We start from the raw sequence: 11,213 nt of genomic DNA, 5'->3' as shown, positions 1-11,213 counted from the left end.
GCAGTGCCAGGGGCGCTGCCCGGCGCGTATCACTCTGCGGGCAGGGCGGCGCGGCAGCAATCCATGGCCTGGCGCAACAAGGCGTGCGCGGTGGAGAGCGACAGGCCCAGCCGCGCCGCCACTTCGCGCAAGGTCAGGCCCTCGAGTTGGTACAGCTCGAAGGCCAGGCGAGGGCGCTCGGGCAAGCCCGCCAGTGCCTCGCTCAGCAAGGCCAGGTGCTGCCGGCCCATGGCCTGCCGCTCGGGCGACGCGCAAGGGCAGCCCACATCGTCGAAGCCCTCGCAGGCTTCTTCGAACAGGTGGCCCTCGAGCGCGGACCGGCGGTGCTCATCGATCGCGAGGTTGCGCACGATGCGGTGGCAGTACGACACCGGTTCGTTCAGCGCCGCGCGTGGGCACGCCGTGGCCTTGAGATACGCGTCGTGCAGCAGATCGTCGGCACGCTGGGCACAGCCGACGATGCGTTGCGCGGTGCGTTTGAGCTGAGGGCGATGGGTGATGAACACCACCGCCAAAGGATGTGTCGACAAAGGAAGTCTCCCTGGAATTTGGTTTCGAGCGTCACATTCAAATGAGAAGCATTCGCATTTGAATGGTAGTCGGGAGAGAGGCCAGGACGCTGAAAGCACCCGCCGTCGCGATGGTCAAAGCGGGCCGTGAAAGCACCGGCATGGCAAGGGCGCTGGCTCCTGCGCCAAGCCGCAGACCTAACGGCAACCCTGGGTGAACCCCCAGGCAGGCCGCCGATATAGTCGACCGTAGATCGCACCAACATCGGGAGGGACGGGCAATGCGGCGATTCGAGCTGATCGAAGGGGCATCGAGCAAGTTTTGGGAGGTCGAGCGCGCTGGCTGTGACGTGACGGTGCGCTTCGGTCGCATCGGCACCAACGGGCAGACCAAAACCAAGACGCTTGCCAACGACGCGGCGGCCCAGAAAGAATTCGAGGCGCTGGTCAAGGAAAAGACCGGCAAGGGGTACGGCGAGGTCACGGTGGCTGCGGGGGCGGCATTGCCTGCGGCGCCAGCGCCCGCACCCGTACCCGTACCGGCCCCCGCCCCCGCGAGCGTTGCGGTGAAGGCGGCGACAAAGGACGTACCTGTCGCGGCAACCGCCGCGGCGTCGGCAACGCCAGCCGCCACCATCGCCACGGCCTCGGCCAGCGCCGACTTGCCGCCGATCGACTGGCCCTCGGGCGGTTTCGATTGGAGCGATGCCTTGCGCAAGGCGATGCCCGTGGTGCGCGGCATCCACACGCGGCCACCGCTCGATGGCAAGGCGCTGCTCGCGCAGCCGATCAAGATCCGCGACGACCAACACGGTTTTCAGGCGCGCAATTTCGCCTCGGTGACCACGGCGATGAACGCTCGCTGGACCCACTGGGACGCCAAGACCCTGGCCGAGATGTGCCAGCCCGATGCGCTGAAGCGGGCCGAACCCTCGTTCTGGCTGGAGCTGTGCGTGCAGTGCCTGTGCGGGCAAATGACCTTTGATGCCGCCGAAGCCCACTTTGGCCGGCATGGCCACCACTACCGCAACCTTGGCCTGATCTGGGCCACGGTGGTGGGGGCTGCACTGCACGGCTTGCCCTTCATGATCGAGGTGGCCCTCGACCTGGCGCGTGGCATCCAGACCGAGGCATACCAACTCAACCACGTCATCAGCTCGCAGTTCGAGGCGCTGCGCGAAGCGATCGCCGTGTGCAGCGACGCCGAGCACGACGCGGTGATCGCCACGCTGGACCGGCAGGCCGGCTCGACGCCGCTCGATCGCCTGCTGCGGGCAGAGATCTGCCCGCATCGCACCGACTGGGTTCAGGCCAGCATGGCAGACGAATCGCCGCTCGACCAGCTGTACCTGCGCGACGCCGTGGCCCCGGCCGATGTGATGCGTCGCTACCTGAAGAAGGCGACGCCCTACCTCTACACGCTGGAGGGCGCGCTGGCGCTGCAACTGCACCTTCACGACACCGGGGCGTTCGAACTGCTGGCCGACCTGCTGCGGCGTGCGCCCGACCGCGACAACAGCGAAAAGCTCACCGCCCTGGTCGCGCGGATGCGCATGCCGCAGATGGTCGAGCTGCTGGTGGAGCTGATCGAGCGAAAGGAATGCCGCGCTGCGTTGGAAAAGGTGTCCGAGCGCTATCCGGCAGCCGTGCTGAAGTGCGTGATCGGCCACGCGCTGTCGTCTCGCTCGCGCCTGGCCGAGGGCTGGGCCGTGCGCCTGGCGCTGCGCGAGCCGGCGGCACTTGCGCAGGCATTGCCCGTTCTCGCCGCCGGTGAGCGAGAGCGCTTCGAAGCGCTGCTCGAATCGTTGCGCACCGCAGAAGCCAGCCCGGAACAGCTGCCGCCCCTGCTGCGCGAGCCGCCCTGGCTGCGCAAGGCTCGTGCGTCAGAACTGCCGACGCTGGATGTAGCGCCGCGTGCCACGCCGGACCGCATCGAGTGGACGCCCGAAGTCAAGGCGAAGCACGCCGCCTATCAGGTCAATGCCTGGCGGCTGAAGCGCGCGGCGAACCCGACCGAGCACGCGTTGACCGAAATGCATGTCACGCCGGCCGGCCGTGCCCGCGTGATGGCCGGCCAGTGGCTGCAGGCCGACGACGTTCAACTCACCAAGTCGTACTACAGCGGCGAGTCGCCTGAGATCGTGCTGATCTTTCCCGACCCGGCGGGATTGGCGCTGTGGAACAGCTACCCCGCCAAGTACTGGTACAGCTATGTTGACCCCGCCGCCCCGGTGGCCGCCATCCTGGCCCGGCACGGGGAAGCGGCGCTGCCCGGGCTGGTGGCCTTTGCGCAGTCCAACGCAGAGAGCGGGCTCGCCATCGCATTGACCGTGGACAGCGCCCAGCTCGTACCGACCGCGCTGCATGCGCTGCGAAACCTGAAAAAGGCCAAGGCCGTGGCGATGGCATGGCTGCGGGCGCACGCCGACACCGCGCTGACGGCGGCGTTGCCGTTGGCCTTCGGCAAAGACAAGACCCAGCGCGACAACGCGCAGTTCGGGGTGCGCTGGCTGGTGGCCAACGGCTTCGAAGAGCGGGCGCACGATGTGGCCGCGGCCTACGGCGCCGAGATGTCGCAGGCGTTGCAGGCTTTGCTCGACGCCGACCCGCTGCTCGTGCTGCCGGCGCGCATGCCGAAGCTGCCGGTGTTCTTTGTTGCGCCGTCGTTCCGCCGCCCGCTGTTGCGCGATGGTGGCGAGGCACTGCCGACGAGCGCCATCGAGCACATCGGCACGATGCTGGCGATCAGCAAGCTCGAAGCCCCGTATCCCGGCCTGGCCATCGTCAAGGAGGTGTGCACGCCGGCGTCGTTGGCGGAGTTCGCCTGGGATTTGTTCGAGGCCTGGATGGCCGCCGCGGCGCCGAGCAAAGACTCGTGGGCCTTCGCCGCGCTGGGCCTGCTGGGCGACGACGAGACGGCGCGGCGGCTGGCGCCCCGCATCCGCGAGTGGCCGGGTGAGTCGGCGCACCAGCGCGCGGTGACTGGCCTGGATCTGCTGGCCGCCATTGGCAGCGACGTGGCGCTGATGCACTTGAACGGCATTGCCGGCAAAGTGAAGTTCAAGGCGCTGCAAGACCGCGCCAAGGAGAAGATCGCCGCCGTGGCCGAGGCCCGCGGGTTCACCGCCGCCGAGCTGGCCGACCGGCTGGTGCCCGACCTGGGCCTGGACGAGCAGGGCACGCTGGCGCTGGATTTCGGGCCGCGCCAGTTCTTCGTCGGGTTCGACGAGACCTTGAAGCCCTTCGTGAAGGACGCGCAGGGTGTGCGCCTGAAAGACCTGCCCAAGCCGATCAAGAGCGACGACGCCGCGCTGGCCGAGGCCGCGACCGATCGCTTCAAACAACTGAAGAAGGACGCCAAGGCCATCGCCAGCCTGCAGGTCACGCGGCTGGAGATGAGCATGGTCGAGCGCCGCCGCTGGACGGCCACCGACTTCAAGCTGTTCTTCCTCGAACACCCGCTGACCCGGCACCTGGCGGCTCGCCTGGTCTGGGGCGTGTACGACGCCAACGGCGCACTGGTGAGCGGTTTTCGCATCGCCGAAGACTGGACGCTGGCCGATGCCGACGACTCGCAGACCGAGCTGCCCGCTGACGCGAACGTCGGCATCGTCCATGTGATCGAGATGCCACCAGCGATGCAGGCGGCCTTCGGCCAGATCTTTGCCGACTACGAGATCTTGCAGCCGTTCAAGCAGCTCGGCCGCGAGACCTACACGCTGACACCTGAGGAGCTGAAGAGCAGCGAGATCAAGCGCTTCGAGCACAAGACGGTGGCCACCGGCAGCGTGATGGGCTTGGTCAACCGCGGCTGGGAGCGGGGCCAGGCACAAGACGCCGGCTGGGTCGGCTGGTTCAGCAAACGCGTGGCCGATGGCCTGCAGGTCGATCTCGAGCTTGACCCCGGCACGATCGTCGGCGACATCAGCTACGAGCCGAAGCAGCGCATCCCGAAGATCGTGCTGCGGCACACCGGCACCTGGGACAACCAGGGTCACGCCAATTTCGAGCGCCTGGACCCGATCGCTGCCAGCGAAGTGCTGCGTGACGCCGAGTTGCTCGCACCGCTGAAGGAGTAGCTTCGATGACCGCGAAGAAGACGACGGCGCGCATCCAGCGGCCACCTGCCGAGCAGCTGTATGCCGACGAGCTGGCCCAGCTCGCCAAGACCGACAAGGGGCCGGTGCCGCCGGGCTGGCGGCTGTCGATGAAGGCGGTGATGCAGTTCATCGGCGGTGGCCCGGGCATTCGCCGCAAGATCGTCTGCGCGCCGAGCCTGATCGAGCGGGCGATGGTCACGCTGGCGTCGAACCGCGCCTTGCTGCTGGTCGGCGAGCCGGGCACGGCCAAGAGCCTGCTGTCCGAGCTGCTCGCGGCCGCGGTGTGCGGTACCAGCACCTTGACGATCCAGGGCAGTGCCGCGACCACCGAAGACCAGATCAAGTACGGCTGGAATTACGCGCTGCTGCTCAACGAAGGCCCGAGCCACCGCGCGCTGGTGCCTTCGCCGCTGTACCGCGCGATGCGGGAGGGCCGGATCGTGCGCTTCGAAGAGATCACGCGCTGCCCGCCCGAGGTGCAAGACGGCCTGTTGTCGATCCTCTCCGAGCGTTTGCTGATGGTGCCTGAGCTGGCCGAGGACAACGCGGTGTTCGCCGCACCCGGCTTCAACCTGATCGCCACCGCCAACACACGCGACCGCGGCGTCAACGAGATGTCGGCCGCCTTGAAGCGCCGCTTCTCGTTCGAGACGGTGTTCCCGATCGCCGACTACGACGAGGAGCTGGCGCTGGTGCGGTCCGAGCTGGCGCGGCTGCTCGCGCAAGACCAGTTGGCCGTGACGCCGCAAGACGACGTGCTGGAGGTGCTGGTCACCACGTTTCGCGAGTTGCGCACCGGGCTCGACAAGGACGGCAACGCCGGCGAACGGCTGTCGACCGTCGTCAGCACCGCCGAAGCTGTCAGCGTGGCGCATGCGGTGGCGCTGCGCGGGCACTACCTGCGCGGTGATGCGGGCCAGCCCGGCGACATCGTCGAGGCGCTCGCGGGCGCAGCGGCCAAGGACAACCCTGAAGATCTGAAGAAGATTCGCCGCTACATCGAGCAACGCGCCAGCCGCCGCAAGGGCGAGCACTGGCAGGCGTTTCACGCTGCGCGCCATCTGCTGCCTGAGTAGCCGCCGTTCGTGAGCACCGTTCGCGTCATCGGCGTGCGACACCACAGCCCGGCTTGTGCCCGGCTGGTCGCCCACGCGATCGCGCAAGATCGGCCGCAAGCCATCCTGATCGAAGGGCCGAGCGATTTCAACCCGCGCATCGGCGAGCTGCTGCTCGACCACCAGTTGCCGCTGGCGCTGTACAGCTATGCCAACGAGGCGGACCAGGCGGCCCAGTGCTGGTTCCCGCTGCTCGACTACTCGCCCGAGTGGGTGGCGCTGCGCGAAGGCCACGCCATCGGCGCTGCGCTGCGCTTCATGGACCTGCCGCATTGGCGCTACCGCACGCTGCCCGATGCGCAGCGCCGCACGGCGGGGCAGATGAGCACACGCTCCCGCTACGGCGAGGTGGTGGAGCGGCTGTGCCGCCGCTTCGCCTGCGACGGTGACGACGCACTGTGGGACCATCTGTTCGAGTCGGTCCCCGTCGAGGCGCAGGCCGACCTGGCCCAGCGCCTGGAGCTGTATTTCGCCGAGCTGCGCGGTGACGACCCCGGCACCGAGCAGGACCAGGCGCGTGAGCAGCACATGTCGCAATGGCTGGCCTGGGCCTCGTCGAATTTCGAGCGGGTGTTGGTCATTTGCGGCGGTTGGCACAAGCCAGCGTTGGAGCGCGCGCTCGTTGCGGGGGGCGTGCCCAACGCGGCCGAGCCCGACGTGCCGCAGCCACTGAACGAACGGGCCGCCGGCTGCTACCTGGTGCCGTTCGAATACCGCCAGGTCGACGCGCTCGGTGGCTACGCCGCCGGCATGCCTTCGCCGATGTACTACCAGTGGGTCTGGCAGCACGGTGTCGGTGCCGCGGGTGACCGTGCCGTTGCAAAGGTGGTGTCGCGCCTGCGCCGCGCGCAGGTGGCACTGTCGACGGCGGACCTGATGGCTTTTGAACGCACCGGTGCCGCGTTGGCCGGCTTGCGCGGGCACGTGGCGCCGCTGCGCGTCGACTTGCTCGATGCACTGCAATCCGCCGTGGTCAAAGAGGCGCTGGAGGCGCCCGCACCCTGGAGCGGCGCACGGCGGCTTCACGCGCATCACCACCCGGTGCTGCGAGAGGCGCTGCTCGCCTTGACCGGAGACGGCGCCGGCCGCCTGCACGGCGATACGCCTCTGCCGCCGCTGTTGCACGACGTGCGCCAACGCATGGCCGAGCAAGCGTTGGAGATCGGTCGTGATCCGCGCAAATTGATGCTCGACCGCCGCCGGGTTGAGGACGCGCCGCGAGCGCATCTGCTGTGGCAACTGCATGGCCTGAGGGTGAGCGGCGTGCAGTTGGTGGAGACCAAAGCGCCGCAGGCCGCACGGGGCCTGGCGCGTGAGCTCCACTTCGAAGAGCACTGGCGGCTGCATCAGAACGAGCGCTGGTACCCCGACCTGATCGAGGCGGCGGTGCACGGCGCGACGCTCGAATCGGCCGCACGGCAGTGCCTGCTGCGCCAGGTGGCCGATGCGCATGGCGACGCTGCCGAGTTGGCGAGATGCCTGATGCAGGCCATTCGCGCCGGGCTGTTCGACATGGGGCGCGACCTGGTCGGCCAATTGCGCGATGGCATTGCCGAGAGTCACGACCACGGTGCGCTGGCGCAGGCTGCGCAGCTTCTGGCCGGCGTGGTGCAGGCCGGCTTCTGGGGCGATGACCCGCGCGAGCTGCTCGAAGGCACGCTGGCGTTGATGGCCGAGCGCTTGTTGTGGCTGCTCGAAGGCCGCGACGGCGCCGGCAGCCCGCAGCAGATGGCTGCCGACGTGGGGGCAGCCGCGGTGTTCGACACCCTGCTGCGTCTGGGCCTGCCGGCACTGGACACCGCCTTCGTGGGCCAGACGCTGGCACGCCTGGCCCACGCGGCCTCGAAGCCGCCGGCCTTGCGCGGCGCGGCACTCGGCGTGGCCTGCCAACACGGCGCCCTGGCCGGTGGCGACGCCCAAGCCGCGCGTGACGAGGTGATCGCGCTGACACGCGCGATGCCGCCGCGCGACGCGCTGGGCGACTTTCTCTATGGCTTGTTCTCGTGCGCCCGCGCACTGGCCACCGAGACAGACGGCATCGTGCGGGCGATCCACGCGGCGCTCGACGGCATGGGGGTCGAAGACTTTCTCGTCGCGCTGCCTGCGCTGCGTGCTGCGATCGGCTGGTTTCCGCCCAGAGAGCGCGGTGCACTGGCGGCTCATGTCGCCAAGCTGCTGGGCTTGCACACGGGCCAGCATCAACGCCTGCTGAACCTGCGCGAAGGCGTCGAAGCCTTGCTTGATACCCGCCGCGTCGAAGCCCAGGCTCTGGCGTGGGCGCGCGAGATCGGCCTGTGGCCGGGTGTGGCGCCATGACGAAACCGCTGCCCGAACTCGACGCCGCCGAGCGCTGGCGCCTGCTGCTGGGCGAGGCCGGCAGCGCCAGCCTGGGCGCTTGCGGCGGCACGGCCGGTGGCATGGACCGTGCGCTGGCGTGGCTCTATGGGCGCGACGACACCTCGCAGGGCAACCACAACCCCGATGACGTGCTGGACCGCCACGGCGGCATCGGCCCGTCGCCCATCACCGTGCCGGAGTGGATCAACCAGATCCACGAGCTGTTCCCGAAAGAGACGATCGAGCGGCTGGAGCGCGACGCCATCGAACGCTACGGCATCGACGAGGTGGTGACCAACCTCGACGTGCTCGAGCGCGCCACGCCGAACCCCGCATTGCTGCAGGCCGTGATGCGCACCAAGCACCTGATGAACCCGCAGGTGCTGGCGATGGCGCGCAAGCTGGTCGAGAAGGTGGTGCGCGAGTTGATCGAGAGACTGGCGAAGCAGGTGCAGCGCGCGTTCACCGGGGCGCGCAAGCCCCAACAGTTGAGCCTGCAAGGTGCGGCGAACCAGTTTGCAGCGCGGGAAACGCTCAAGCGCAACCTGCGCCACTACGACCCGCAGCGCAAGCGGCTGGTGATCCAGAAGCCGCTGTTCCATGTCCACACGCGCCGTGTGCTGGAGCCCTGGCAGGTGTTCCTGCTGGTCGACCAGAGCGGCAGCATGTTGAACTCGGTCATCCACTCAGCCGTGACCGCCGCGTGCCTGTGGGGGCTGCCGGGCATCAAGACCCACTTGATCGCCTTCGACACCGAGGTGGTCGACCTGAGCGAGAGCGTCAACGACCCGGTCGAGGTGCTGATGGGCGTGCAGCTCGGCGGTGGCACCTGCATCGGCAAGGCCGTGGGTTATGCGGCCGAGCACATCAGCGTACCGCGGCGCGCCATCGTCGTCATCGTCAGCGACTTCTACGAGGGCATGTCCGAGCATGTGTTGATCGGGCACGTGCGCGCGCTGGTGGCGCAAGGCAGCATCGTGCTCGGCCTGGCGGCACTCGACGAGCGCGCCGACCCGGTCTACGACAAGGAGCTGGCCGGCAAGCTGGTGGAAGCCGGGGCGCATGTGGGCGCGATGACACCGGGCCAGTTGGCGGCCTGGCTGGCGGAGAAGCTGAAGTGAGCGCCGTTCGCGCCGACTTGCTGCTGCTGTCGCCGGAGGCACTGTCGCACGCCGCCAATGCGGGCATCGTCAAGCGGGCGGTGCGCGAGCTGGCCGGTGGCTATCGGCCGAAGTTGGTGGTGGACGCCACCGGGGAGATCGAGGCGACGTTCGACGACGGCGTGTCGTGTCGCTGGCCACCTGGGGCCACGATCCAGAGCGTGCGCTGCAGCTGCGGTGCGGCAGGCGTCTGCCGGCACCGGGTGATCGTGGCGTTGGCCTACCGCGAATCGGTCACTGCGGACGGGGCCGATCCGGCACCGGCCGTGGCGCCGGTGGCCAGTGCCAGCGACGATGCGCTGGCGCGGCTCATCCCGGCCTCGCTGCTGGCCGAGGCCCGTTTGCAGCGCGATGCGGGTGTCAGCATCGAGGTGCGCCGGCGCGCCGGCGGCGAGCCCTGCGACACCGCGCGGCTGCCCAGTGCCACCGTGCGCTTTTGGGGCGGCGCAGCGCTCGAGACGGCCCGTTGCGACTGCCTGCGGGCGTCGGCCTGCGAACACGTGGCGCTCGGCGTCTGGGCGTTTCGTGCGGCCGACGAACAGGATTCGGCTGCCGCCCACCTCACCGTCCGGCTGGGCGCGCAAGGGCATCGCGAAGCAATCGATCACGGGCCGTTCCATCAAATCGTGGAAGCGGTCGCCCGCCATGGGGTGGCGCGCGGCGGCGCCGCGCTGATGCAGCCGCTGTCGTCGGCACGCGTCGCTGCCGCCGATGCCGCCTGGATTTCGCTGGTGGTTGCCGACCTGGAGACCTGGTGCGAAGCCTATGCGAAGCGAAGCGCCTTGTATGACCCGGCTCAAGGCGTGGACCTGCTGGCCGAGCTGACGCTGCGCTTGACGGCCGGCGGCTTGCCCGGCCATGGCGGCGCCGTGCTCGGCACCGGCCAATCGGGCGAGACGGCGCTGGACCGGCTGCGGCTGATGTGCCTGGGCGCGCGCACCCAGCGCGATGGCGAAGGCCGGCGAACAACGCTGGTGATGGCCGACATTGACACCGGCACACGCCTGGTGATCACGCACGACTGGCAAGTGCCTGAGGCGCGCGGGGCCGACGAGGCCGCATTGCGCGCCGCCGAGCGGCTGGCGCCGGGCGTTCGCCTCGAAGCCTTGGCGCAAGGCCAGCTGCTGGCCCAGCAGGCCGCACGCCGGCCCGATGGCAGCGTGCGGCTGGCGCGTGCACGCAGCTCGCAGAACAGCGTGCTGCCCCAATCGGCAGACTGGGCCCAGCTCGGCAGCCCGGTGCGTTTCGACAACGTGGCCGCCTTGCGCGCAGAACAGATGGCGCACCCGAATGCCGCCCTGCAGCCCCGGCACGCGGCGCGGCGTTTCATCGTCTTCAGCCCGGCCGAGGTGGAAGAGCCTGTCTACGACGCCAATTCGCAATGCGTGGCGATGGTGCTGCGCGACGCGCAGGGCGAGCCGTTGCTGCTGCGGCGGTTCCATGAGCGTCACGCCCCCCATGCGCTCGACGCCATTGCCGCGGCAGGGACGCGGCGGCACGGCGAGCTGCGGCACGTGGCCGGTGTCTTGAGCTGGCACCACGGTGTACCCAGCCTGGACCCATGGGCCATCGCCTGCGATGGCCTGGTCGTGCCCGACTTCGCCAACGCCGAAGGAGCGCTGGCCGCCTTGCCATTGGGCATGGCTGAGCTGGCCGGCGACGACCCGTGCGCCCGTCACCTGGAAGCGCTGCGCCAGCACCTGGCCTTGCTGCTGCATCATGGCCTGGCAGGGTTGCCACGGACTTGGCCCACCGATACCGCCGCACTCGCCCAGCGGCTCGACGCCGCCGGGCTTCGCGAGCTGTCGCAGGGCTTGCGCGCGCTGGGCCCCGAGGTGGCTGCAGCCCAGGCCAACCCGGCAGACGCCAGACTCGCCCCGGCCCTGACGCCACTGCTGGCGCTGCGCCAGCTGCACGCCGACGCGGCGACACTCGATCAATCACCTCATACGCCATGACCCCGGCACCTGACCACAGCGGCACGGGCACGAC

General features: G+C 69.3%; 6 protein-coding genes. 5 read left to right on the top strand and 1 reads right to left on the bottom strand.

What is annotated here, in order from left to right; all coding sequences use genetic code 11:
• Nucleotides 1-29: 29 nt before the first annotated feature.
• The gene (locus tag ACE3SG_RS08365; RefSeq protein WP_374564057.1) at nucleotides 30-530 is read right to left on the bottom strand and encodes a sigma-70 family RNA polymerase sigma factor; all 501 of its coding nucleotides are present in this window, start codon (nucleotides 528-530) and stop codon (nucleotides 30-32) included.
• 260 nt (nucleotides 531-790) lie between these two features.
• Here ACE3SG_RS08365 and ACE3SG_RS08360 point away from each other — a divergent pair, with 260 nt between their 5' ends.
• The 5 genes from ACE3SG_RS08360 to ACE3SG_RS08340 are packed head-to-tail and all read left to right on the top strand — an operon-like array spanning nucleotide 791 to nucleotide 11,179.
• Entirely contained in the window at nucleotides 791-4,588 is a 3,798-nt protein-coding gene (locus ACE3SG_RS08360) for a DUF4132 domain-containing protein (RefSeq protein WP_374564055.1), read from the top strand.
• Nucleotides 4,589-4,593: 5 nt separating this feature from the next.
• Complete coding sequence (locus ACE3SG_RS08355) at nucleotides 4,594-5,685, top strand: AAA family ATPase (protein ID WP_374564053.1); 1,092 nt, start codon at nucleotides 4,594-4,596, stop codon at nucleotides 5,683-5,685.
• A gap of 9 nt (nucleotides 5,686-5,694) precedes the next feature.
• Nucleotides 5,695-8,040: a DUF5682 family protein gene (locus tag ACE3SG_RS08350; protein ID WP_374564051.1), complete on the top strand. Its 2,346-nt coding sequence runs from the start codon at nucleotides 5,695-5,697 to the stop codon at nucleotides 8,038-8,040.
• The gene (locus ACE3SG_RS08345) at nucleotides 8,037-9,182 is read left to right on the top strand and encodes a VWA domain-containing protein (RefSeq protein WP_374564049.1); all 1,146 of its coding nucleotides are present in this window, start codon (nucleotides 8,037-8,039) and stop codon (nucleotides 9,180-9,182) included. The genes ACE3SG_RS08350 and ACE3SG_RS08345 overlap by 4 nt, the downstream gene beginning before the upstream one ends.
• Nucleotides 9,179-11,179 (top strand): hypothetical protein, encoded by a 2,001-nt coding sequence (locus ACE3SG_RS08340; protein ID WP_374564047.1) that lies wholly within the window; start codon nucleotides 9,179-9,181, stop codon nucleotides 11,177-11,179. Before ACE3SG_RS08345 ends, ACE3SG_RS08340 begins: the two co-directional genes overlap by 4 nt.
• Nucleotides 11,180-11,213 lie beyond the last annotated feature (34 nt).

Origin of the sequence: Ideonella sp. (assembly GCF_041914305.1) — a bacterium.
In the GTDB taxonomy this organism is placed as follows: domain Bacteria; phylum Pseudomonadota; class Gammaproteobacteria; order Burkholderiales; family Burkholderiaceae_C; genus Ideonella.
The sequence above is the reverse complement of the archived record's forward strand: the minus strand, read 5'-3'. Positions and strand labels throughout refer to the sequence as shown.

What these genes read in the sequence shown, in the direction of transcription:
- ACE3SG_RS08360 (WP_374564055.1), top strand. Translation starts at nt 791, where the DNA reads ATGCGGCGATTCGAGCTGATCGAAGGGGCATCGAGCAAGTTTTGGGAG.
- ACE3SG_RS08355 (WP_374564053.1), top strand. Translation starts at nt 4,594, where the DNA reads ATGACCGCGAAGAAGACGACGGCGCGCATCCAGCGGCCACCTGCCGAG.
- ACE3SG_RS08345 (WP_374564049.1), top strand. Translation starts at nt 8,037, where the DNA reads ATGACGAAACCGCTGCCCGAACTCGACGCCGCCGAGCGCTGGCGCCTG.